At 43.0% G+C, this 24,908-nt stretch carries 23 protein-coding genes and 1 riboswitch; of the genes, 10 read left to right on the forward strand and 13 right to left on the reverse strand.

The window, feature by feature from the left end:
• Positions 1-169: 169 nt before the first annotated feature.
• The 8 genes from EJF26_RS06450 to uvrA all read right to left on the reverse strand — a co-directional run bounded on the left by EJF26_RS06450 (position 170) and on the right by uvrA (position 9,380).
• On the reverse strand, positions 170-475 hold the full coding sequence (locus EJF26_RS06450) for a DUF1292 domain-containing protein (protein ID WP_000017624.1): 306 nt from the start codon (positions 473-475) through the stop codon (positions 170-172).
• 15 nt (positions 476-490) lie between these two features.
• Positions 491-910 (reverse strand): Holliday junction resolvase RuvX, encoded by a 420-nt coding sequence (gene ruvX, locus EJF26_RS06455; RefSeq protein WP_004246611.1) that lies wholly within the window; start codon positions 908-910, stop codon positions 491-493.
• Positions 911-913: 3 nt separating this feature from the next.
• Positions 914-1,180: an IreB family regulatory phosphoprotein gene (locus tag EJF26_RS06460; protein WP_000507060.1), complete on the reverse strand. Its 267-nt coding sequence runs from the start codon at positions 1,178-1,180 to the stop codon at positions 914-916.
• An 87-nt stretch (positions 1,181-1,267) separates the two neighbouring features.
• Positions 1,268-1,837, reverse strand: coding sequence for an SP0191 family lipoprotein (locus tag EJF26_RS06465; protein WP_000724881.1), 570 nt, complete (start codon positions 1,835-1,837; stop codon positions 1,268-1,270).
• Between the two features lie 63 nt (positions 1,838-1,900).
• Positions 1,901-2,299 (reverse strand): transcriptional regulator Spx, encoded by a 399-nt coding sequence (gene spx, locus EJF26_RS06470; RefSeq protein ID WP_000591165.1) that lies wholly within the window; start codon positions 2,297-2,299, stop codon positions 1,901-1,903.
• Between the two features lie 134 nt (positions 2,300-2,433).
• The gene (mgtA, locus tag EJF26_RS06480) at positions 2,434-5,094 is read right to left on the reverse strand and encodes a magnesium-translocating P-type ATPase (RefSeq protein ID WP_000858841.1); all 2,661 of its coding nucleotides are present in this window, start codon (positions 5,092-5,094) and stop codon (positions 2,434-2,436) included.
• 195 nt (positions 5,095-5,289) lie between these two features.
• Positions 5,290-5,441, reverse strand: a riboswitch (M-box (ykoK) riboswitch).
• A 53-nt stretch (positions 5,442-5,494) separates the two neighbouring features.
• A complete protein-coding gene (locus EJF26_RS06485; RefSeq protein ID WP_001042881.1) occupies positions 5,495-6,556 on the reverse strand; it encodes a M24 family metallopeptidase in 1,062 nt (353 codons plus the stop codon).
• Complete coding sequence (gene uvrA / locus EJF26_RS06490) at positions 6,549-9,380, reverse strand: excinuclease ABC subunit UvrA (RefSeq protein ID WP_001152848.1); 2,832 nt, start codon at positions 9,378-9,380, stop codon at positions 6,549-6,551. Before uvrA ends, EJF26_RS06485 begins: the two co-directional genes overlap by 8 nt.
• Positions 9,381-9,517: 137 nt before the next feature.
• Here uvrA and EJF26_RS06495 point away from each other — a divergent pair, with 137 nt between their 5' ends.
• The 4 genes from EJF26_RS06495 to EJF26_RS06510 all read left to right on the forward strand — a co-directional run bounded on the left by EJF26_RS06495 (position 9,518) and on the right by EJF26_RS06510 (position 12,693).
• The gene (locus EJF26_RS06495) at positions 9,518-10,462 is read left to right on the forward strand and encodes a magnesium transporter CorA family protein (RefSeq protein ID WP_000815625.1); all 945 of its coding nucleotides are present in this window, start codon (positions 9,518-9,520) and stop codon (positions 10,460-10,462) included.
• A gap of 11 nt (positions 10,463-10,473) precedes the next feature.
• The gene (locus EJF26_RS06500) at positions 10,474-11,151 is read left to right on the forward strand and encodes a DUF1129 domain-containing protein (RefSeq protein ID WP_000078007.1); all 678 of its coding nucleotides are present in this window, start codon (positions 10,474-10,476) and stop codon (positions 11,149-11,151) included.
• 138 nt (positions 11,152-11,289) lie between these two features.
• The gene (locus EJF26_RS06505) at positions 11,290-12,324 is read left to right on the forward strand and encodes a S66 family peptidase (protein WP_000255131.1); all 1,035 of its coding nucleotides are present in this window, start codon (positions 11,290-11,292) and stop codon (positions 12,322-12,324) included.
• A 105-nt stretch (positions 12,325-12,429) separates the two neighbouring features.
• Positions 12,430-12,693, forward strand: a complete 264-nt coding sequence (locus EJF26_RS06510) for a SemiSWEET family transporter (protein ID WP_000166112.1) — start codon at positions 12,430-12,432, stop codon at positions 12,691-12,693.
• Between the two features lie 82 nt (positions 12,694-12,775).
• Here the strand turns inward: EJF26_RS06510 and EJF26_RS06515 are convergent, their stop codons facing one another.
• Positions 12,776-13,339, reverse strand: a complete 564-nt coding sequence (locus tag EJF26_RS06515) for a DNA-3-methyladenine glycosylase I (RefSeq protein ID WP_000166571.1) — start codon at positions 13,337-13,339, stop codon at positions 12,776-12,778.
• Between the two features lie 9 nt (positions 13,340-13,348).
• Positions 13,349-13,942 carry a Holliday junction branch migration protein RuvA gene (gene ruvA / locus EJF26_RS06520; RefSeq protein WP_000273426.1) on the reverse strand — a complete coding sequence of 198 codons (594 nt, stop codon included), beginning with the start codon at positions 13,940-13,942 and terminating at the stop codon, positions 13,349-13,351.
• Between the two features lie 159 nt (positions 13,943-14,101).
• Between ruvA and EJF26_RS06525 the strand changes: the two genes are divergently transcribed.
• Positions 14,102-14,599: a helix-turn-helix domain-containing protein gene (locus tag EJF26_RS06525; RefSeq protein WP_025168986.1), complete on the forward strand. Its 498-nt coding sequence runs from the start codon at positions 14,102-14,104 to the stop codon at positions 14,597-14,599.
• Between the two features lie 150 nt (positions 14,600-14,749).
• Here EJF26_RS06525 and mutL read toward each other — a convergent pair whose 3' ends face one another.
• Positions 14,750-16,699 carry a DNA mismatch repair endonuclease MutL gene (mutL, locus tag EJF26_RS06530; RefSeq protein WP_000018190.1) on the reverse strand — a complete coding sequence of 650 codons (1,950 nt, stop codon included), beginning with the start codon at positions 16,697-16,699 and terminating at the stop codon, positions 14,750-14,752.
• 210 nt (positions 16,700-16,909) lie between these two features.
• Between mutL and EJF26_RS06535 the strand changes: the two genes are divergently transcribed.
• A complete protein-coding gene (locus tag EJF26_RS06535; protein WP_000861950.1) occupies positions 16,910-17,350 on the forward strand; it encodes a LytTR family DNA-binding domain-containing protein in 441 nt (146 codons plus the stop codon).
• Positions 17,347-17,805, forward strand: coding sequence for a DUF3021 domain-containing protein (locus tag EJF26_RS06540; RefSeq protein ID WP_000743965.1), 459 nt, complete (start codon positions 17,347-17,349; stop codon positions 17,803-17,805). The genes EJF26_RS06535 and EJF26_RS06540 overlap by 4 nt, the downstream gene beginning before the upstream one ends.
• A 40-nt stretch (positions 17,806-17,845) precedes the next feature.
• On the opposite strand, the gene mutS is transcribed toward EJF26_RS06540, so the two are convergent.
• The gene (mutS, locus tag EJF26_RS06545) at positions 17,846-20,380 is read right to left on the reverse strand and encodes a DNA mismatch repair protein MutS (protein WP_000206070.1); all 2,535 of its coding nucleotides are present in this window, start codon (positions 20,378-20,380) and stop codon (positions 17,846-17,848) included.
• Positions 20,381-20,430: 50 nt separating this feature from the next.
• Positions 20,431-20,877 carry an arginine repressor gene (argR, locus tag EJF26_RS06550; protein WP_001227365.1) on the reverse strand — a complete coding sequence of 149 codons (447 nt, stop codon included), beginning with the start codon at positions 20,875-20,877 and terminating at the stop codon, positions 20,431-20,433.
• 147 nt (positions 20,878-21,024) lie between these two features.
• Here argR and argS point away from each other — a divergent pair, with 147 nt between their 5' ends.
• From argS to EJF26_RS06565, 3 genes are all read left to right on the forward strand, one after another.
• Positions 21,025-22,713 (forward strand): arginine--tRNA ligase, encoded by a 1,689-nt coding sequence (argS, locus tag EJF26_RS06555; RefSeq protein WP_000104866.1) that lies wholly within the window; start codon positions 21,025-21,027, stop codon positions 22,711-22,713.
• A 480-nt stretch (positions 22,714-23,193) separates the two neighbouring features.
• A complete protein-coding gene (locus tag EJF26_RS06560; protein WP_000084854.1) occupies positions 23,194-23,439 on the forward strand; it encodes a hypothetical protein in 246 nt (81 codons plus the stop codon).
• Positions 23,440-23,634: 195 nt separating this feature from the next.
• Complete coding sequence (locus EJF26_RS06565; RefSeq protein ID WP_000084740.1) at positions 23,635-24,897, forward strand: NRAMP family divalent metal transporter; 1,263 nt, start codon at positions 23,635-23,637, stop codon at positions 24,895-24,897.
• Positions 24,898-24,908: the final 11 nt, after the last annotated feature.

The raw sequence follows: 24,908 nt of genomic DNA on the forward strand, positions 1-24,908 counted from the left end.
TTACTTACGGTCTTTATTTTTAGCGTAAGGGTAAAAATATTCCCCAGACTTACCAGTTCTCTCTTAGTTAAAGGAACTGGGGTAAAAATATCCCCCGGACGTTCCAACTCTTCTAATTTTCAGGAGTTGGGCTGATACAGTCTCCCAGACTTACTTACAATCTTTATTTTTACTCCTCCATAAAGCTGTTGAAGACTTCTTCGATCATGTTCCATTCGTCTTCTGAGTCTTCTGGGATTGGTTGCAATTCGCCTTCTGTTCCGTCTTCATTTTCGATGAATGAGTAAGCTTGGATTTCAACTTCACCATTTTCATCTTCTTCTGCATTAACTGGCACTAGAAGAACATAGTTCTTGCCAAATTCTTCTTTCCCGTCGATGGTCAAAAGAATTTCAAACAAGGTTTCATTTCCTTGCTCATCTACTAGTGTAATCAATTCACGTTCTTCGTGGTCATGGTTGTGATCGTGTGACATAGTTTCTCCTCTGTCTTAAAATTTTCTATCTAAATAATTTTGCAAAATCAGCTGAGCAGCCAATTTATCAATGACTTTTTTTCGCTTGTTGCGACTGATGTCAGCCTGCTCAATCAACATACGCTCAGCTGCGACTGTCGTCAAGCGCTCATCTTGATACTCTACTGGCAAACTAAAAAGTTCCTCTAGTTTTGCTCCGTAGGCTTGACTAGCTTCTACTCGCGGACCGCTGGTATTGTTCATGTTTTTAGGCAGACCTACTACAAAACGTTCCACCTTATAGCTGTCAACCAATTCCTTGATACGGTCAAAACCAAACTGGCCCTGATCCTCATTAATCTGGACGATTTCAAGTCCCTGAGCGGTGAAGCCCAGTGGATCGCTAATGGCCACGCCTACCGTTTTTGAACCGACGTCCAATCCCATAATTCTCATAGATTATAGATCGACTCCTTGTCCTTTAAGGTAATAGCGTACCAATTCTTCAACAATTTCATCACGCTCATACTTACGGATTTGATTTCGTGCATTATTGTAACGAGGAACGTAGGCAGGGTCTCCACTCAATACATAACCGACGATTTGATTTATCGGATTATAACCCTTTTCATTCAGAGAAGCATAGACATCTGTCAACGTTTCACTGATTTCCTTCTTGTTGGAATCATCCAATTTAAAACGTACAGTTTCTTCAGTAAATCCCATTCTAACACCCTCTTTCCTTAGAATAGTACTATTATAGCATATTTCCTTACGTTCTACAATTAAGTCAATCCATTTATTTGGATTTTCTTACTGTTCTGTCGCACCATTTGCCACTCTGTCTGCGATATATTGGCTTGGTTCATTTTTCAAAAGAGTCTCTAAGCCAAGATTTTTCAAATAATCTGTCTGTGACGCCTTTTTGACATCCAAGACTTGTAAATCATAGGTCGTTGTGGTCTGGATTTCAGTCTCACTGAGCAGTTTGGTTTCAAGTGTAAAACCTGCCAATTTGCGCGCTTCCTGAAGCATTTCATCCTTTTCTTCTGCTTCTAAAAGAGCTTTTTGAGTTTCTTCAAGACCGTGGTCAGCGATAAAGGATTTCAATTCCTCACTTAAGGGCCGTATCTGCCGAATAACCAATTTTAGAAATTGTTTCCCTTTATAGGTAATGGTTTGCGTTTGCTTGACGCCATCTCCTGACTCGGGGAAAATCAAAGTCTTGGTCACAACCGTATTCTTTTCCGCATTTTCCAAAATGGGCAGAGTAGACTGGAGTGTTTCGGATTCATGTTTTGAACTGGATGTCGTTTCCTTCTTTTGGCTACATCCTGCAAGTAGCAGGAGGAGAGTAGCTGCGCCAATTACTATCTTTTTCATAATTCCTCACATGATTTTTTGATAAAAAATGAACAAGGCTAGGAGATACCCCAGCCTCGATGTTTATAGAGCTGCACGCAAACGTGCTTCTGCATTTTCTACATTACGGACAGAGCGTGGTAAAAAGGCACGGATATCATCTTCTTTGTAACCGACCTGCAAACGCTTCTCGTCAACTAGAATAGGACTTTTTAAGATCCGTGGCGTTTCCATGATTAAGTTGAGTACTTCATTCACACTCAAATCTTCGATGTCAACTCCTAAAGCTTTCGCATAGCGGTTTTTTGATGATACAATGCTGGCAATTCCATTATCTGTCTTTGTCAGAATATCAAGTAGTTCTTCTCTCGTAATCCCTTCTTTACCAAGGTTTTGTTCTTTATAACTTAACTGGTGTGCGTTGAGCCAAGTCTTCGCTTTCTTACAGCTTGTGCAACTGGAGACGGTATAAATCTTAATCATGTGCCTACCCCTTTCGCTACATGTTACTATCAGTTTAATCTATTATACCATAAAAAACATCCGACTTGCGACCTATTTTTAAAAAAATTTAACTTTTTTCGCTATTTTCGTACTTTTTTCTTGACAAAATCAATTTATAGCCAACTTTTAAATTTTTTGATGTACATTCGTTTCACAACTGTAACACTGATCATATAGAGAACGATTATCAATAGCAAAAAAAGGAAATAAATTGGTTTCAAAGGGATTAAATGAAGGAGGCCAGCGATTGAAGAATAGGGAAGGAAGGTCACAAAACTGGCTGCTAGCAAGGTTGTTCCAAGAACAAACCATGATGGACGACTTTGTAAGAAAGGAAGCTTTGCTGAACGAAGCATATGGATAACCATGGTTTGGGACCACATGGATTCAATGAACCAACCTGTCTGGAACAAGATGATAAAGTCCGTTGCCGACTCTGCTCCGTGGACATAGGCTTGACCTGTCGCCATTGGAACAATGACAAAATAGAGCAAGATAAAGGTCAAAATATCAAAGGCAGAAGAAATCGGACCCATCCAAATCATAAAGCGAGTAATAGACTTGGCTTCCCACTTATGAGGATGTTTTAAAAAGTCTTCATCTACATTATCAAATGGCAAGGCAATGCAAGAAAGATCGTAGACTAGGTTTAACACAATCAAGTGAATCGGAGCCATAGGAAGGAAAGGCAAAAAGATACCAGACACTAAAAGAGAGAAAATGTTCCCGAAATTAGAGCTGACCGTCATCTTGATGTATTTGGTCATGTTGGCATAGACCTTGCGTCCTTCAACCAAACCTTTTTCAAGCACCATCAAATCTTTATCTAGCAAAATGACATCAGCTGTCTCTTTGGCAATATCTACTGCTGTATCAACAGAAATCCCCACATCTGCTACTTTCATAGAAGGGGCATCATTGATCCCATCTCCCATATAGCCGACACAATGTCCATTAGATTTGATTTGTAAAATAATTCGTGCTTTTTGATCTGGAGAGAGTTTGGCAAAGACAGTCACCTTCTCAACTGCTTGGGTCAACTCTTCGTCCGTCATGGCATCAATATCAGAACCCAGCAAGATTTGATCAACGTCTAAACCAACTTTTTCACATACCGCTTGTGTTACCTTCTCATTGTCCCCCGTCAAGATTTTCGTTTGAACACCATGCTCCAGCAAAGCTTGGATAGCAGGGGCTGCAGATGGTTTTGGTGGATCTAGAAAGGCAAGATATCCTGTTAGAATCATCTCCTTTTCATCTTCAACGGAGTAAGCAAAACCTTCTTTTAGGCCTGTTTTATAGGCGACTCCCAAGACTCGCAAGCCCTGTTGATTGAGTTGGTCTACTTCTTTTAAGATTTCCACTCGGATATCATCCGTCAGAGGGCTAATCTGACCTTGATATTCCACATGGGTTGAAATCGCAAGCATTTCCTCTAGGGCACCCTTGGTTACCAAACTAACAACTTCGTTTTCATCCTTGACGATAACACTCATCCGTCTGCGTTCAAAATCAAAGGGCAATTCATCTATTTTTTGGAAGCTAGTATCCAAATTTTGTAGAATAGCGTGTTCTTTAGCTTCTTTTTCAGTTCTACTGATAATGGCACGGTCCATCAAGTTTTTCAAACCGGTTTGAAAATAGGAATTGAGATAGGCACGTCTCAACACAGACAAATCCAAATCTCCATGTATATCCAAAGGATATTCAAGGACAATTTCGTCTTGGGTAAGGGTTCCGGTTTTATCCGTGCATAGGATATCAATAGCACCTAGATCTTGTATGGCATTGAGTTTTTTGATGACGACTTTTTCCTTGGCCATGATAATGGAGCCTTTTGCTAAACTTGCCGTGATAATCATGGGAAGCATCTCAGGTGTAAGCCCGACTCCTACGCTCAAAGCAAATACGCCAGCTTCTAACCAATCTCCATCTGTCAAGCCATTGGAGAGAAAGACGATGGGAACCATGACTAACATCAAACGGATTAAGAGCCAAGAGATACTGTTCATCTCCCGCTCAAAAGAGGTCGGTTCGTCATAGGTATTGAGGGTTTGCTCGATTTCTCCCATCATGGTGTCATCACCGACCGCTAGAACCAAAGCCTTGGCACTTCCTGATATCACATTGGTTCCCATAAAGGCGAGCGCTTCTGCTTCTAGCAGACTATCAAAGTTTGACTGACTCATTTTTGACAAGGCCAGTTTTTCAACCGAGTCACTTTCACCTGTCAAGCCAGACTGTTGAACAAAGAAATCGCGTGATTCAATTAAAATGAGGTCTGCCGGAATCATATCCCCAGCACTCAATTTGACTATATCTCCAACGACCAAATCTTCAATTGCAACCTCTAAACTCTGGCCCTCGCGAATAACCGTAGCTGTGTTCACAATCATTTTTGAAAGATTGGTCGCAGCTTTATCGCTCCGTAATTCTTGAACAAAGCGTATGCCACCAGATATTAAAACGAGAACGACGATGATGATAGAGGTTGTCGGATCCTCTTGTCCAGGCTTCGCCAACCAGACATTGGTCACCATGGAAATCATTGCAATGACCAGCAGGATGATTGTAAATGGATTGATAATAGATTCGTAAATCTTTTTGAGGATACTGTCTTCTTGACCCTTGGTGATGGTGTTTTCACCATATAGGTTACGATTTTCCTCCACCTGCTCCTCAGTCAAGCCTGTTAGACTTGTCTTGTAAAAAGATAGAGTTTCTTTTAGAGGTGTGTGAATAGCTGCTGCTAATCTTTCTTTTGTAGTTTTCATTGGTTTCTCCTATCTGTATGAATAATGTGTTTCATACACAGAGACCAATCACTTTATAAGGGCAAAACGACACAAATCAGCGATTGGCTGTGTATGTGCGGTTCTGGGTGATCGTCAATTTGCATCGTCTGTCTCCTTTCCTTGTTCTAAAACAGTAGAAAATCCCACCATAAAATGGCAGGATTAAAAAACTCATTATCTGTTTTTTCGTTCAAGCTTTAACTCCATAGGGCAATGAAATGAGCTTAGTCTTGGCCTTCGCGACCAGGACTGTTGACCAACGAGTAGTGTCTCCACTGCTTTGCGGTAGTCATCCGTATCCCTATGGTAGTCTCACCTACCGTTTTCGTCTATCAGTATAAACCTTTAAAATATAAAAGTCAACGATTTATCTCATTTTTTAGATAACAATCAATTCTTTCGGAGCAAGGGTCAATAATTCACATCCGTTATCTGTAATCAGGATATCATCTTCAATACGAACCCCGTATTTGCCTTCGATATAGATACCAGGCTCATCTGTCAAGGTCATGCCTGCCTTAATCGTATCAGTTGATGTTTGGCTAAAGTAAGGTTCTTCGTGGATATCCAGTCCGATACCGTGTCCGATACCGTGGGTAAAGTAGTCGCCATAACCCGCTTCTACGATAATATCACGAGGAATTTTGTCAAAGTCGCGGAAACCTAGACCTGCCTTGGCTTGGTCAATCAGAGCTTGGTTGGCTTTCAAAACTGTGTTGTAGATTTCTGCTTGCTCGTCACTGACATGACCTAGATAAATGGTCCGTGTCATATCACTCACATAGTGGTCGTAGAGACAACCGAAGTCCATGGTAATGGCTTCGCCAAGCTCTACTGGCTTATGCATAGGATGAGCGTGGGGTTTGGAAGAGTTGATACCACTCGCTAAAATGGTATCAAAAGACAAGCCGGCCGCTCCTAGCTCACGCATGCGGAAATCAAGGAAGTTGGCAATCTCAATCTCTGTCTTTCCTGGTTTGATAAAGTCAAGTGCATCGCGGAAAGCTTGGTCTGAGATGGAACAAGCCTTGCGAATAGTCGCAATCTCTTTCTCATCCTTAATCATTCGAAGACCTTCAACAAACTGAGTCTGCGGAAGCAAATCAATCCCTGTAAAAGCTGCCTGCATACGGTGGTAATAAGAGACCGAAATCTCGTCCTCAAAACCGATGCGAGACAAGCCCATATCCTTGACAATTCCTGCAATGACAGCCAACTCATCGCGGTCAGCCACAATCTCAAAACCTGTCACTTCTTGCTTGGCCGCAATGATATAGCGAGAGTCTGTCACCAAAACCTGACGGTTACGGCTGATGAAGACTGTTCCGTTTGAGCCCCAAAAACCGGTCAAATAATAGACGTTTTTAAGGTTATTGATGATGATACCATCTAGTTCTTTTTCTTGCATTTTAGCTAGAAATGCTTGTACACGTTTATTCATGATGTAACTTTCCTTTCAAATAGTGTCCTGTGTAGCTGGCTTCATTGCCCGCTACTTCTTCTGGAGTTCCTGTTGCGATGATAGTTCCACCACCGACACCGCCCTCAGGTCCCAAGTCGATAATATGGTCTGCTGTCTTGATAACATCTAGATTATGCTCGATGACGAGGACGGTATTGCCATCGTCAACAAAGCGAGCCAAGACTTTAAGCAAGCGAGCGATGTCCTCGGTATGAAGCCCTGTCGTCGGCTCATCCAGAATGTAGAAAGATTTTCCTGTCGAGCGTTTGTGGAGCTCACTAGCCAACTTCATACGCTGAGCTTCTCCTCCAGAAAGGGTGGTAGCCGGTTGACCTAACGTTACATAGCCCAGCCCTACATCCTTGATGGTCTGGAGTTTGCGTTGAATCTTAGGAATGTGTTGGAAGAATTCCACCGCATCGTTGACGGTCATGTCCAAGACCTGCGAGATGTTCTTTTCCTTGTAGTGAACTTCTAGGGTTTCACTGTTGTAACGAGTTCCGTGGCAGACTTCACAAGCTACGTATACATCTGGCAAGAAGTGCATTTCGATCTTGATGATCCCGTCACCTGAGCAGGCTTCGCAACGACCACCCTTGACGTTGAAACTGAAACGGCCCTTCTTGTAGCCTCGTATCTTGGCTTCATTTGTCTGGGCAAAGAGGTCACGAATATCATCAAAAACTCCCGTATAGGTAGCTGGGTTAGACCTCGGCGTTCGTCCAATGGGGCTCTGGTCAATATCAATCAGACGATCGACATGCTCAATCCCCGTAATCGTTTTAAACTTACCAGGTTTGTCTGAGTTACGGTTGAGTTTTTGAGCAATGGCTTTTTTGAGGATGCTGTTGATTAAGGTCGACTTCCCTGAACCCGATACCCCCGTCACTGCGATGAATTTCCCTAGCGGGAAGCGAGCAGTGATATTTTGCAAGTTGTTCTCACGCGCTCCTGTCACCTCGATAAAACGACCATTTCCGGAACGGCGCTCTGCTGGCACTGGAATGGCACGTTTCCCTGACAAATACTGACCTGTGATAGACTTGCTGTTGCGAGCAACCTGTTTGGGCGTTCCTGCAGCAACAATCTCCCCACCAAAAACACCAGCACCCGGACCAACGTCAATCAGATAATCCGCCTCGCGCATGGTATCTTCGTCATGTTCTACCACGATGAGAGTATTGCCCAAGTCACGCATCTTTTTCAGACTGGCAATGAGACGGTCATTATCCCTCTGGTGGAGACCGATTGACGGCTCATCCAATATATAGAGGACGCCTGAGAGGTTGGACCCAATCTGGGTTGCCAAGCGAATTCGCTGACTCTCCCCACCCGAAAGGGTTCCTGCCGAACGTGACAGAGTCAAATAGTTAAGACCTACGTTATTGAGGAAGGTCAAACGATCCTTTATTTCCTTGAGAATGGGACGAGCAATGATGGCTTCGTTTTCAGACAAGGTCAGCTGGCTCACCAAGTCCAAGTGGTCTGCGATAGACAGGTCTGATATCTCTCCGATATGGGGTCCTTGCTCTCCACCCACACGAACAGACAAGGCCTGGTCATTGAGACGGTAGCCATGGCAAGTTCCGCAGGTTAGCTCATTCATGTAGAGGCGCATCTGGGTGCGCGTGTAGTCACTATTGGTTTCATGGTAACGACGCTTGATATTGCCAATCACTCCTTCAAAAGGAATGTCAATATCGCGCACACCACCAAATTCATTTTCATAGTGGAAATGAAATTCCTTGCCATCCGAGCCGTAAAGAATCAAGTTTTTATCTTCTTCTGACAAGTCCTCAAAGGGCTTATCCATATCGACTCCAAAGGCTGTCATGGCCTGCTCTAGCATGTTTGGATAGTAGTTAGATGAGATAGGATTCCAAGGCGTCAGCGCTCCTTCACGCAAAGTTTTGCTGGTATCAGGAACCACCAAGTCAACATCCACCTCTAGCTTTATGCCCAAACCATCGCACTCACTACAAGAGCCAAAAGGCGCATTGAAGGAGAAGAGACGTGGCTCTAACTCTGGAACAGTAAAGCCACAAACTGGACAGGCATAGTGCTCAGAGAATAGCAACTCAGAATCATCCATAGTGTCGATAATCACATAGCCTTCTGCGATACGAAGGGCAGCCTCAATGGAATCAAAGAGACGGCTACGAATGCCCTCTTTGATGACAATACGGTCGACCACAACATCGATATTGTGTTGCTTGCTCTTAGACAGCTCTGGAACTTCGGTCACATCATAGACCTCCCCATCCACACGGACGCGGACATAACCATCTTTCTGAACCTTCTCAATGACGCTCTTATGTTGCCCTTTTTTCTTTCGGATAACTGGAGCTAAGATTTGCAGACGTTGGCGTTCTGGCAATTCCAAGATCTTATCCACGATTTGCTCCACAGAAGAAGCCTTGATAGCCCCGTGCCCGTTAATACAGTAAGGCGTCCCCACACGTGCGTAGAGGAGACGCAGATAATCATTGATTTCAGTCGTCGTTCCCACCGTCGAGCGAGGGTTTTTGCTAGTGGTTTTCTGGTCGATGGAAATAGCAGGGCTGAGGCCATCAATGGCATCTACATCTGGTTTTTCCATATTGCCCAAGAACTGGCGAGCATAGGCTGATAGACTCTCTACATAGCGACGTTGGCCCTCCGCATAGAGGGTATCAAAGGCCAGACTGGATTTCCCAGAACCTGACAAACCAGTCACGACGACCAGCTTGTCTCGTGGAATCTCCACATCAATATTTTTTAAGTTATGGGCACGCGCCCCATGAATCACAATTTTATCTTGCATCTTTGTTCTTTCTAGTCCATTATTGCTTTCCATTATACCAAAAAATGTGAAATTCTATTACCCAAAAAGCTGTTTTTATAGTATAATAGTACGGTGCAAAAAATGAATCACTGAAATAGTAGGAAAGGATAGGGGATATGAAACAAGTTTTTCTCTCAACAACAACTGAATTTAAAGAGATCGACACGCTTGAACCGGGTACTTGGATCAACCTCGTCAATCCTACACAAAATGAATCATTGGAAATCGCCAACGCCTTCGATATCGACATCACCGACCTCCGAGCACCACTTGATGCGGAAGAAATGTCCCGTATTACCATCGAAGATGAGTATACTTTGATCATCGTAGACGTTCCCATCACAGAGGAAAGAAACAACCGCACCTACTACGTAACGATTCCGCTGGGAATTATCATCACCGAGGAAACCATTATCACCACCTGCTTGGAAGCCCTCCCCGTTCTCGATGTCTTTATCAACCGTAGACTGCGCAACTTTTACACCTTCATGCGTTCACGCTTTATCTTCCAGATTCTCTACCGCAACGCAGAGCTTTACCTTACGGCCCTTCGTTCAATCGACCGTAAGAGTGAACAAATCGAAAGTCAACTTCACAAGTCTACTCGAAACGAGGAGCTGATCGAGCTCATGGAATTGGAAAAGACCATCGTCTATTTCAAGGCCTCACTTAAGACGAACGAGCGCGTGATTAAGAAATTAACCAGCGCAACTAGCAATATCAAGAAATACCTAGAGGACCAAGACCTACTCGAAGACACCCTGATTGAAACCCAACAGGCCATCGAGATGGCAGATATCTATGGAAATGTCCTTCACTCTATGACAGAGACATTTGCCTCTATCATTTCCAACAACCAGAACAACATCATGAAAACTCTGGCTCTCGTGACCATCGTCATGTCTGTCCCAACCATGATTTTCTCAGCCTACGGCATGAACTTCAAGGATAATGAAATCCCTCTGAACGGTGAGCCGCACGCCTTCTGGTTAATCGTCTTTATCGCCTTTGCTATGAGTGTTTCGCTCACTCTCTATCTCATCCATAAAAAATGGTTCTAAGAGGAATCCCTATGTCTCAGATTGATTTACAAAAACTAACCAAGAAAAACCAAGAGTTTATCCACATCGCTACCCAACAATTTCTCAAAGATGGCAAAACAGACGCTGAAATCAAGGCTGTCTTTGAGGAAGTTATTCCTAAAATCCTTGAAGAACAAGCCAAAGGAACGACAGCTCGTTCCCTCTATGGCGCTCCAACCCACTGGGCTCATAGCTTCACTGTCAAGGAGCAATATGAAAAAGAGCACCCTAAGGAAAATGACGATCCAAAACTCATGATTATGGACTCAGCCCTTTTTATCACCAGTCTCTTTGCATTGGTTAGCGCTCTAACTACCTTCTTCTCTACAGATCAGGCTATTGGCTATGGGTTGATTACCCTCTTGTTGGTTGGACTTGTAGGAGGACTTGCCTTCTACTTGATGTACTACTTTGTCTACCAGTACTATGGACCAGACACAGACCGTAGCCAACGTCCTCCATTCTGGAAGTCAATCCTCGTCATCCTGGCCTCTATGGTCCTTTGGTTGGTTGTCTTCTTTGCAACAAGCTTCCTACCAGCCAACCTCAATCCAATCCTTGCTCCATTGCCTTTGGCTATCCTGGGAGCTGCCCTTCTCGCTCTTCGCTTCTATCTCAAGAAACGTTTCAATATCCGAAGTGCAAGCGCGGGCCCATCACGTTACTAAGATAATAAATAAGCAACTGTTCAGGCGGTTGCTTATTTATTACTTTCTTGATTTAAAAGCATTCTTCTGACATTCGCCATAGCTTTCTCCTATCTTTTTTGATAAAATAGGCTCAATCTATTTCTAGGAGGATGAGATATGGTTTCTACTATTGGTATTGTTAGTTTGTCTAGCGGTGTTATCGGAGAGGATTTTGTCAAACACGAAGTCGACTTGGGTATCCAACGTCTCAAGGATTTGGGACTCAATCCTGTCTTTTTGCAACATTCGCTAAAGGGTTTAGACTTTATCAAGGACCATCCTGAGGCGCGTGCAGAGGATTTGATGCAGGCCTTTTCGGATGATAGCATCGACATGATCCTATGCGCCATCGGTGGGGACGATACCTATCGTTTATTGCCCTACTTTTTTGAAAATAACCAACTACAGAAGGTTATCAAACAAAAGATTTTTCTTGGCTTCTCAGATACAACCATGAACCACCTTATGTTGCATAAACTAGGGATCAAGACTTTTTATGGTCAATCCTTTCTAGCAGACATTTGTGAATTGGACAAGGAGATGTTGCCCTATAGCCTTCACTACTTTAAAGAATTGATTGAGACTGGAAAAATCTCAGAAATCCGCCCTAGCGACGTTTGGTATGAGGAGCGGACTGATTTTAGTCCCAAGGCTCTGGGAACAGCTCGTATCAGTCATGTAAATACAGGTTTTGACTTATTACAAGGAAATGCTCAGTTTAAGGGAGAAATTCTCGGCGGTTGTCTTGAATCTCTCTACGATATCTTTGACAACTCTCGATACGCAGACAGCACGGAGCTCTGCCAAAAGTACAAACTCTTCCCTGACTTATCCGACTGGGAAGGAAAGATTCTCTTGTTAGAAACAAGCGAAGAAAAGCCTGAGCCTGATGACTTCAAAAATATGTTGCTAACTTTGAAAAAAACTGGAATATTTGAGGTTATCAGTGGGCTCTTGGTCGGAAAGCCAATGGATGAAACCTTTTATGACGACTATAAGGAAGCAATACTGGACATCATTGACAGCAATATCCCGATTGTCTATAATCTGAATGTCGGCCACGCAACTCCAAGAGCCATTGTGCCCTTTGGCGTTCACGCTTATGTGGATGCACAGGAGCAAGTCATTCGCTTTGACCATAACAAAAAATAAACAATTTCTCTATTTTTGTGCTTTGGTATTGATTTTCGTTACAATTTGTGTCTAAATTTATTGCATTTTGCTTATTTCTATGATATCTTTTTGAAGGAGGTATATATGACTAAACAAAAAATAAATCAAATTGTCGGTTCAATTGGAGCCTTTATCGGGATTATTGTATTTATCGCCTACATCCCACAAATTTTTGCCAATTTACAAGGCAACAAAGCTCAACCATTCCAGCCTTTATCCGCAGCAGTATCTTGTTTAATTTGGGTTATTTACGGGTGGACAAAAGAACCTAAGAAGGATTGGATACTAATTATTCCAAACTCAGCTGGCGTTGTCTTAGGTGGACTGACATTTCTCACTGCACTATAAAAATTACTAGCATATAATCAAAAAGCTGAGAGGAATTTCTCAGCTTTTTCTATATTCTCAGATAGTTAGACGCTTGGACTCACTAACTTCCGCTTTTCCACTCACAATCATTCTCATGATCATCTATCAGACCTGCCGCCTGTAGAAAAGCTAAAACTGCGACTGGACCTGTGAATTTGAAACCACGTTTTTTGAGATCTTGAGATAACTTTTCAGACAAGGCTGTTTTAGCAGGCGCTAGGTGATAGTCAGGAACATCATTGATGATGGTTTTTCCCTCAACAAAGGACCAGAGATAAGCGTCAAAAGAGCCAAAGGTTTTCTGGATTTGTAAAAATGCTTGGGCGTTGGCACGCGTCGCAAAAATCTTGGCGCGATTTCGGATAATGGCTGGATTCTCTAACAAGGCTTCCAACTCCCCATCTGTCATTTCCGCGACCGCCTGAATTTGATAGCCATGAAATGCTTCTCGGAATCCTTGGCGTTTGTTTAGCACCGTTTCCCAAGATAGACCCGACTGGTAAGTTTCCAAACAAAGCAACTCAAAAAGAGCACGGTCATCATGAAGGGGTTGGCCCCACTCTTCATCATGGTAGGCTACATATAATGGGTTGTTCATTTTAACCCAACCACAGCGTTTTGTCATAAAAATCTCCTATTTTACCAACATCTTAAGGGCTGACTTGATATAGTTCTCAGCTGTATCCGTCGTTCCTTCAAAGAATTTCTTGATTTTCTTAAGCTCGGTTGCCTTGTAGCCCAGTGCCAACATGGCTTCCATAGCTTCTTCCAGTTCTTGGTTTTCAGCACTGGCTTGCACTGCGACCTTGGCAGGAAGGTCATCGCTAGCCACAACTACCTTGCCTTCCAAGTCTAGCACCATCTGCTGGGCTGTTTTCTTGCCAATTTTAGGGAACTTAGTCAAGTAGGTGATGTTCTTAGTCTCGATCGCCTGAACCAAGCCAGCATTGTCATCGGCAGCGATAATGGCAAGAGCTGACACAGGTCCAATCCCAGAAACCGAGATCAGACTAAGAAAGAGCTTCTTCTCATCTTCTGAGCGAAAGCCGTAAAGCAGATGGGCATCCTCACGGACAACTTGGTGCACATAAATCTGAGTTTCTTGATTAACCTGACCTGAGTAAGCATAGGGATTAGCTACATGCAAGATATAACCGATACCATTTACCTCTAGAACAATGTATTTAGCAGTGATTTTAGTAATGATTCCTTTTAAATATTCGTACATAGTTTTTTCTCCATTATTTTGCCTATCTAGTATATCATATTTCCTTAAGACAGATGGCAACAAAAGGTGCAACCTCTGGTTGACAAATAGTACAGGAGATTGTATTCTCATTATAAGTAAAAATTGTTAGGATAGAGGTAGAAAAAGGAGGATAGAATGATGAAACTCGCAGAAAAACTATTTGAGCTCAGAAAGGAAAAAGGTTGGTCCCAGGAAAAGCTATCAGAACAAATCAATGTTTCTCGGCAAAGCATCTCAAAATGGGAGTCTGGTCAAGTTCTTCCTGAGATCGAAAAAATCATTGAATTAAGCAAGATTTTCCAAGTAACAACTGACTATCTACTACTGGATGAAAACCCTGAAAAAGGTTCCACAGCAGTGACCTTGGAGGAAGACAAGGACAAATACTATAAAGAGGTTAAATCCTTTGGTATCTGGCAAGTGATTTATATTTTCGTATTGGCTCTGGCTATCTATCTCTTTTTAGCTGGTTCTAGTTTCCCAGCCGAATTCACCGCCTGGATTTGGCTGACCTTCGTTCTCTTGATTGCTTCAGCGATTGCTATCAACAAGACTCTCAAAACCAAACAGCGTTATCTTGATAAAGCGATTGATCTTGAGAATCCTTCAGACAAAGACGACACTACAAAATCTTGAGTCAACTGATTCATATTTCTCAGTACTTTTTATAAGACTGGTCTTGTCAAGCAAGTGTAAACCTCATGGCAAGTTGCCATGTCCAATCAAAGTACCACCTTAGAAAAACTAAAAAGCCTGGTTCAAAAGGAACAAAGGCTTTTTGTGTTCTTAATATTTCCCTAACTCACGGAGACTAGTATGATTTTCCTGAATACGTCGGAACATTTTTTCCATATCTGACTTGGTAAAATGCACCAAAACGGGACGTCCATGAGGACAGTTATAGGGATTGTCACATTGAGAAAGCTGATAAAGGAGTTGTCTGGCTGAGTGGTCATCGATGCGATGGTTGGCCTTGATAGACCGTTTGCAGGACATCATGATAGCCAGCTCTGCTCGGTATTTTTTGATAGAAACTTCCTTGGTCAAGAGTAGCATGTCACACATTTCATAGATGCCTGACTCAATCTCCTCCTCTGCCATCCAAATAGGATGTTCACGCAGGATAAATTGATTTTCTCCGTACTCTGCTAGAAAGACGCCCACTTCCTCTAAGAGAGGCATTCTATCCTTGAGACGAAGGGCATCATCCGCTGGAAATTCAAAGATGTAGGGCACTAGGAGTTGCTGCTGGCTCTGGTCAACATTGCCGATGCTTTCACGATATTCCTCGTACTTAACCCGTTCCTGAGCCGCGTGCTGGTCTATGATGTAGAGCCCATCTCGCCCTTGGGCAAAAAGATAGGTCCCGTGCATTTGCCCGAAAAACTCCAACTCTGGGAAGCTGGATGATTCTTCTCGCTCCAGCTTATCATAGGCCTTATCGAGACTAGCAAGATCTAACTCTGGATGGTCTAGTTGGTCGTAGTTAGTAGGCTTTCTCTCTGCAAAATGCAGTTTTGCTGGTCTAGTCAGCTGGTCCAAGGTTTCCTTGGCAAACAAGGTTAGGTCCCTACCCTCCTCAGTTAACACGACCTGATGATCAGCCACCTCAACTTGATTGGGTCTTGAGAGTTCTGTTTTTTCGTAATAGAGCATATTTTCTTTGAGTGGGAGAATGGTCTGCTCCACCTTTTGACGATTACGCACAGTAGATTTGGCAAGGTTTTCCAAAGCATCAGGGATCAAGGCTTGCTCTTTGAGACTGTTAGAAATAGCTTCTGAAACCAGCGCCATTAGTTCTCTTTCCTTAGAAATCCGCACTTCTTGTTTGGTTGGATGAACATTGACATCAGCCAGATAAGGGTCGATATGGATGTGAATGACTGCCAGTGGAAAACGCCCCACCATAAGTTTGCTTCCATAACCATCTAAAATGGCACGATTGAGCAGGAAGTTCTTGATATAACGGCCATTGATGAAGAGACTGATATAGTTGCGGTTGGCCCGAGTCAACTCAGGCAATGACACAAATCCTGAAATTTCGAAATCTAGGTCAGAGTTCTCAATGGCAATCATCTTCTTAGCACTCGCCAAACCATAAATTCCTGCGATGGCTTGTCGCAGTTGACCAGTTCCAGCTGTTCGTGTCATTTCCTTGCCATCACTGATTAAACTAAAAGAAATCTCGGGATGGGCCAAGCCCAGACGGTTGACAATATCAATGATATGGGACAGCTCCGCTTGCTGGCTCTTCATATACTTGAGACGGGCTGGCGTGTTGAAAAAGAGATCCTCCACACAAACTTTGGTCCCCACAGGACTAGTCGCTGGGATGACTTCCTCAACTTCACCCCCACGCGCAACGAGCTTGGTCCCATGACTCGCACCATCCACCGCCGTCAACAGAGTCAAGACACTAACAGAAGCGATAGAAGGCAGGGCTTCACCACGAAAACCAAGCGTCCGAATCCGAAAGAGATCTGCCTGATTTTTTATCTTACTGGTAGCATGACGTCGCAGGGCCAATTCCACCTCATCGTGGGCAATTCCATGACCATTATCGGTGATTTGGATTTTCTTGAGACCAGCTTCCTCAATCTCGATGATAATCTGGCTAGAACCCGCGTCAATGGCATTTTCTACCAACTCTTTGACCACACTGGCAGGACGTTCAATGACCTCTCCTGCCGCGATCTGGTTTGCCAGCACCTCTGGTAATTCAATAATATGAGACATCTTTCAGCCCCTTTCTGTATCTATTTTCCTAGAAATTGATTAGTGCTATTATACCATATTTCAGATGCTACCAGAAAAAGCAAATACCACATAGACTCCAAATCCCTCCACATAGGCAAAAGCTCTTGTTTTTGAAAATAAAATAGTGTTTAATAAAAGTGTACAGGAAGTGATCACAAGCTTGTATAACTGAAAAAGGGAGGGAAATTTATGAAAGTAGAACTACAGATTAATGAAACTTACGAGGAAGAAAAGCTGATTGTCCAAGCACCTCAGCCAACCGAAAAAGTCCAGAAAGTCATCGAGTTCGCAGAAAATCTTGACCAAAAAGAAACAATCAAAGGAAAGATTGAAGATCAGGTCTATCTAGTTAAGATTGGTAAGATACAACGCTTCTATATCGAGAATCGGAAGGTTCTAGCAGAAACTGCATCTCAGACCTACACCATTGATTTGCGTCTCTATCAAGTTCTTGAAATTCTGCCGACCACTTTTATCCAAATTTCCCAATCGGAAATCATCAATATCGACTCGATCTCTCATCTCAAGCTAACCCCCAACGGTCTGGTAGAAATCTTTCTAAAAAATGAAAGCTTCACCTACTCTTCACGCCGTTACCTAAAAACCATCAAGGAGAAATTAGAACTATGAAAAAACAAATCTTTCACGATGCAGCCGCTGGTGTTCTTATCGGCCTCATCCTCTCTATCATCTTTTCACTCATGTACGCCCCAAATACCTATGCGCCACTGAGTTCCGATTCTCTAATCGGCCAAGTGATGCTTCAACATCAGGTTCACGGTGCCCTCGTCTTGCTCTACTGCACACTTATCTGGGCAGCTATCGGTATTCTCTTCAACTTTGGCAAGCAATTATTCAGCCGTGACTGGAGCATGCTTCGTGCAACACTTTCCCATTTTTTCCTCATGCTGGCTGGCTTTATCCCACTGGCAACTCTGGCTGGTTGGTTTCCCTTCCACTGGACCTTCTATCTCCAGCTCATTCCAGAGTTTGCGATTGTCTACCTCATCATCTGGGCTATTCTCTATAAAAGAGAAGCTAAAAAAGTAGACCACATCAATCAACTTTTGGCCCATAAAAAGTAATAGAGAAAAAACCACTCACAAAAATGTGAGTGGGCTCTTTTTATAACTTTTGTTTGAACTCAACTAAGACATTCATAGCCTGCATAGGTGTCATGTTGTACACATCCAGTTTAGCTAATTCTGCTAGGATAGGATGTTCTTCAGGCGCATCAAAGAGTGACATCTGTTCAGTAACAGCACTCGTTTGTCTCATGGGAGCAGGGCTTTCCGTCCCTTGACTCTCCAGTTGAGTTAATATCTTATCCGCCCTTGCTAAAAGTTCTGCTGGTAAACCAGCGATCTTGGCAACGTGGATACCGTAGGATTTGTCAGCTGGCCCTGGTTCGATCTTGTGAAGGAAGGTTACCTGCCCATCCTGCTCCAAGGTTGCCACATGGACATTGACCAAGTGTTCCAGGCTGGACTCCAGACTAGTCAACTCATGATAGTGAGTGGCAAAGAGAGTTTTGGCTCCGATATGTTCATGAATGTATTCGATGATGGACTGGGCAAGAGCCATCCCGTCATAAGTTGCAGTCCCACGTCCCAATTCATCAAAGAGAATGAGAGAGTTCTTGGTCGCATGCGAAATGGCATTATTGGCCTCCATCATCTCCACCATAAAGGTTGATTGACCTGAAACCAAGTCATCTGCTGCTCCGATACGGGTAAAGATGGCATCGAAGATAGGCAAATGGGCGCTCTCTGCCGGCACATAAGAACCTAGCTGGGCCATAACCGCCGTCATGGCTAGCTGACGCATGTAGGTAGACTTCCCGCTCATGTTGGGCCCTGTAATCAATTGAATACTGATGTCTTCTGTCATCTGAATCGTATTAGGAATATAGGTCTGGGCTCCCATGACCTTTTCAACGACAGCATGGCGCCCTTTCTGGATATCGATTTGTGAATCATCCCCAAACTCAGGTCGAATCAAATGCTGGGTTTCAGCTACAACTGCTAGACTTTGCAAGACATCAACTGTCGCAATTCCTTGGGCTAGAGCCTGCAAACGCTGAATGTACTTGCTGACTTCTTCACGAATACGCATAAAGATTTCGTATTCTAGGTTGGCTGACTTCTCACGCGCCTCCAACATATCTCCCTCAATACGCGCCAACTCCTCAGTTCCAAAACGTTCGGAGTTTTTCAACGTCGCCTTGCGGAAAAAGTGGGCAGGAACATTTCCCAGTTGTGAATTGGTCACATGGAAATAATAGCCATCCTTTTTATTGTAGTCAATCTTAAGCGTGCTGATGCCAGAGTTTTCTCGCTCCTTAGCCTCAATCTCAGCAATCCAGCTAGTCCCTTCTCTGAGCACACGACGGTACTTGTCTAAGGTCTCATCAAATCCCGTACGGATAATGCCACCTTCCGTAATAACGTGAGGGGCTTCAGGAGCAATGGCAGTACTAATCAAACTCTCCAACTCAGGGATGGCATCCAACTGTGCGATGAGGTAGGCTAGAGCAGGCTGCTCCATGCCTTCTAAAATCGCACGAATCCGTGGCACACTGGATAAGGTGGTCGCCAACTGCAAGAGATCCTTGGGATTGGTCTTACCAAAGGAAACTCGACTAGCCAAGCGTTCGATGTCATAAACACCTTTGAGACTGTCCGTCAAATCACTACGCTCAAAGAAGTGGTCAAGAAAGACCTGCACCACCTCTTGACGTTGGATGATTCGTTCCTTATCAATCAAGGGACGATGGATCCAAGAGCGTAAGAGCCGCATACCCATAGCCGTTTTGGTTTCATCCAAAAGCCAGAAAAGACTCCCCTGCTTCTTGCCTGAACGAGCATTCTCTACCAGATCCAGACTGGCCTTGGTCGCATAATCCATCTGCAAGAAATCTTTGATTTCATAACGAATTACCGGTTTAAGATGATTCAATTCCCGCATCTGGGTACGGTGGACATACTGAAGCAGCTTACTAGCTGCCGCTTGCTCCACAGCTGCTAAACGTGAATCCAGTAAATGAATGTCCTCAAAGCCTTCTTTCTCGTAGGAAAGTACCAGATTCATCTGACGACTGAGGATTTGTTCTTCTTCCTCAGACAAGTCATAACCCAGCACCACTTCACGAGCCTTGAGATTGCGAATTTCCCCACAAACGAGGGTAAAGTCCAATAGACCCGTCACATAAAAATCACCCGTCACCAGGTCCATATAAGCCAGGCCAAATTGATTGCCATCACGATCTATGGCAACCAAGAAATTGTTCTGACTATCCGGCTTACTGCTATCAACGACTGTACCTGGTGTGATGACCTGAACCACCTCTCGCTTAACAACCCCAACTGCTTGTTTGGGATCTTCCATCTGCTCGGCAATGGCCACCTTATAGCCCTGCTCAATCAAAACATCAATATACTGCTGGGCAGAATGATAGGGGACGCCCGCCATGGGTATCGGATTTTCTGCATTTTTATTACGACTGGTCAGTGAAATCTCTAAAATCTGTGCCGCATTGATCGCATCTTCGTAAAACAGCTCATAAAAATCACCCATCCGAAAGAGCAAAAAAGCATCTGGATATTGCTTTTTAATATCCACATACTGCTGCATACCAGGTGATAGTTTTTCTGTCGTCATATTGGCTCTCTCCTTGTCAAAAATAAGGCTTGGGAACAAGTCCCAAAACCCTATTCATCCTTCATCAAATCTAGCAAACGCTCTTCCATGAGCTTGGCAACATACTGGTCTCGACAAATAACCAGTAAGGTATTGGCACCAGCAACCGTCCCTAAAATAGCCTCGTCCTTATTTTCATCAACAATATTTGCTAAAACAGCCGCTTCTCCCAGCTTGGTATGAAGTACCAAAGTAAACTCTGCTCTCGCAATTCCTTCTAGATGATGCGACAAAAACTCTACCAAATCAATCTTTTCTGTTTCATTCGCTAGCACATAATATACCATACCATTTTTCTTAACCTTGATCAAGCCGATCTCGCGCAGATCGCGAGACAAGGTCGTTTGCGTCACAAAGACATTCCGAACTTCTAGGCGATCTTGAATATCCTTTTGTGTAGCTAGTTTTTCCTCAGTGATCATCTTTTTAATCAACTGGTGTCGTTCTTTTTTTCTCATATCAACCTCTTACATGAATATTTATAACCGATTTCGGGTTTATTTTTAGATATAATTATACCAAAAAAACTGAATAATTCAAAAAAATCTTTCTTCTTTCACTAAATTTATGATAAAATAGAATAAAAGTCCAAAAGGAGCCTACTTATGAGTACAAAAAAACTGATTGCTAGTGAATTGGCTAGCGTCATCGATAGCCTAGATCAAGAGGCTATTTTCAATTTATTAGAACAACCAAAAAACTCTGACATGGGAGATATCGCTTTTCCTGCTTTCTCACTTGCAAAAGTCGAACGCAAAGCCCCTCAAATGATTGCTGCTGAAATCGCTGAAAAAATCAACAGCCAAGCCTTTGAAAAAGTTGTTGCAACTGGTCCTTACGTCAACTTCTTCCTTGATAAATCTGCCATTTCTGGAGCAGTTATCAAAGAGATCATCGAAAAAGGATCTGACTACGCTCAACAAACGGAAGGCAAAGAGCAAAATATCACGATTGACCTATCAAGTCCAAACATCGCAAAACCCTTCTCAGTAGGTCACTTGCGTTCAACAGTTATCGGAGATGCTCTTTCTAATATCTTTAAGAAAATGGGCTACAACACTATTAAAATCAACCACCTTGGAGACTGGGGTAAACAGTTTGGTCTTCTCATGGTTGCCTATAAAAAATGGGGAAGTAAGGAAGCCGTCGAAGCTAATCCGATTGACGAATTGTTGAAATTGTACGTTCGCATCAATGCCGAAATCGAAAATGACCCAGCTCTTGATGATGAAGGACGTCTCTGGTTTAAAAAATTGGAAGATGGCGATCCAGAAGCAACTCAACTTTGGCAATGGTTCCGTGATGAAAGTTTGGTTGAGTTCAACCGCATTTACAAACTGTTAAACGTTGAATTTGACAGCTTAAACGGGGAGGCCTTCTATAATGACAAGATGGACGAGGCCGTGCAAATCCTTGAAGAAAAAGGCTTGCTAGAAGAATCACGCGGAGCTAGCATTGTTAACCTCGATGATGTTGAACTTCCACCTGCTATGATTAAGAAATCTGACGGTGCAACCCTCTACATCACACGTGATATTGCGACAGCTATCTACCGTGCACGTACTTACAATTTTGTTAAGAATATCTATGCGGTTGGTCAAGAGCAGTCTAACCACTTTAAACAGTTAAAAGCCGTCTTGAAAAAAATGGGATTTGACTGGAGCGATGATATGATTCATGTAGACTTCGGTTTGGTAACCAAGAACCGTCAAAAGCTCTCTACTCGTAAGGGAAATATTATCCTGCTCGAACCTACTCTTCAAGAAGCTATCAGCCGTGCTAAAGCACAAATTGAAGCGAAAAATCCTGATCTCGAAAACAAAGAGCAGGTTGCCCAAGCTGTCGGAGTAGGAGCTGTTAAATTCTACGACCTCAAGACTGACCGCCGAAATGGTTACGACTTTGACCTCGAAGCTATGGTTTCCTTTGAAGGAGAAACTGGTCCATACATCCAATACGCTTACGCTCGTATCCAATCTCTCCTTAGAAAAGCAGACTTCCAACCAAATGCTCAAGCAAATTACAGTCTAAATGATGCTGAAAGCTGGGAAATTATCAAACTTCTCCAAGACTTTGCCCGTGTCATCAAACGCGCATCTGTTAACTATGATCCATCGCTCATTGCCAAGTATGCAATCAGCTTAGCTCAAGCTTTCAATAAATACTATGCCCACACTCGTATTCTGGATGAAAGCCCAGAGCGCGACAGCCGTCTAGCCCTCAGCTACGCAACAGCTGTTGTTCTCAAAGAAGCCCTTCGTTTGCTTGGAGTAGAAGCACCAGAGAAGATGTGATTCAGTACTAACAATTGGAACTAAAGTTCCTAATTGTTAGACGCTAGCCGCTTATGCTTATATGCGAACTAGCTAACTGCTTCACTAGTCATGACCCCTAAATATAATCGATTTAGAGGCCATGACGTCGTAACTATGGTGATTTGGCTAGGCGCTTCACTAGTTCTGGGACATAAATATTATCGATTTATGTCCCAGAACGTCGTAACCAGTACGAATTGCCTAAACGCTTTACTAATTCACCAAACCAAATAAAATCGATTTGATTTGGTTCATGTCGTAATCTTTAAATCACTTAATTGCAAAGCAATCTAAGTAACTAACACCAAATCCTATACGGACTTTTCAGTTAAAGGTCAAGACCGTCTTGTTTTATCTGTCGGATACCTGTTCCGCTAGTCTAATCACTTAGTTGAAAAGCGAAAATTTCTTTCGCTTTTCTTATGCCATCAACTTTTTTATCAAACCAGGAGAAATTTTATGAGCCAGTATGCTTATATCTTAGTTCTTATCAGTCTTGTCGTTCTTTTTCTCATCAATAAATACGAAAAAGAAAAACTTCAACAACTCCTTCAGGAACAGCTTCTGAGGGACGAAGCTTTCAAAACAGACATACGCGAAAGGATCCAAACAACGGAAAATATCAATGATGTGATTGACTACATCAATAAAGGTTACCGTTTGGGACTCCTGCTTTCTAAGGAAATCACTGAGCAATTGAAATAAGGGAATCCGAGAAGCTTTCTTCTCGGATTTTTTACTCCCATCAATACCATTTCCTTGTGATAATCATATCTTTCATATGATTTTTCTGAAATTTTCTAAATTTTTCAAAAATTCTCTTGCATTTTTCATAAGTTTCTTGTAGAATAGTAGCTATCTATTCAGATTATTCTGAAAATTCAAAAACGGGAGGTTTTTATGTCACAAGTTACTTCATCACACCAGTCTACCTGGACAAGCAAGCTAAAAGCAATGGGACCCGGGATCCTAATGGCTTCCGCTGCAGTCGGAGGTTCTCACATCGTATCCTCCACTCAAGCCGGTGGTTCTTATGGATGGTCTCTGCTTCTCTTGGTCATCTTAGCCAATGTTTTTAAATATCCATTTTTCCGTTTTGGTGCTGAATACACAGCAGATACTGGAAAGACCTTGGTTGAAGGCTATGCCGAAAAAGGGAAACTCTATCTCTGGATTTTCTTTATTCTCAATGTCTTTTCTGCCTTGATCAATACTGCAGGTGTTGCCATCCTTTGCTCAGCCATCATTGCTAGCGCCTTTCCAATGATTGGACTTAGCATCACTCAATGGTCCCTCATCCTTGTTGCACTCATTTGGGCTATGTTGCTCTTTGGGGGTTACAAACTGTTGGATGGTATGGCAAAATGGATCATGTCTGCCTTGACTATTGCAACTGTTCTTGCCGTCATCATTGCTGCCGTTAAGCACCCAGAATACAGCTCTGATTTTATCGAGAAAACACCTTGGCAAATGGCAGCCCTACCCTTTATCGTTTCCCTTCTAGGCTGGATGCCTGCCCCTATTGAAATCTCAGCTATCAACTCACTCTGGTCTGCTGAAAAGAAAAAGACCGTCAACTTTAATACAGAGGATGCTCTTTTCGACTTTAACGTTGGTTACATTGGAACTGCTATCCTAGCTGTATTCTTTGTGGCACTAGGAGCACTTATTCAATATCCTACAGGGCAAGCGGTTGAAGCGGCTTCTGCCAAATACATATCGCAATTTGTGGGCATGTATGCCTCTGTCCTTGGCGAATGGTCTCGATATTTGATTACCTTCATCGCTTTCCTCTGTATCTTTGGGACAGTGATTACTGTCATCGATGGCTATTCACGTGTCAATCAGGCATCCCTTCAACTCTTGGCAAATCAAAAAGAGGATAATCGTAAATCTTTGAACATCTGGATGACCATCACAGCTATCATTGGTATCGTCATCATCAAGTTCTTTGCCGGTCAAGTTTCAACCATGCTCCGCTTTGCCATGATTGGATCTTTTCTTACAACACCATTCTTTGCCCTTTTGAACTATGTCTTGGTCACAGGTGAAAATAAAAATCTTCCTTCTTGGTTGAAACTCCTCGCCATTGCAGGATTGATCTTCCTCTTTGGATTTGCCATCTTCTTTATCTATGCACTTGCCATCGGAAAAGCAGGTTAGTTCACAAAGCA

The organism is Streptococcus oralis subsp. dentisani (assembly GCF_007475365.1).
Taxonomy (GTDB): Bacteria; Bacillota; Bacilli; order Lactobacillales; family Streptococcaceae; genus Streptococcus; species Streptococcus mitis_AX.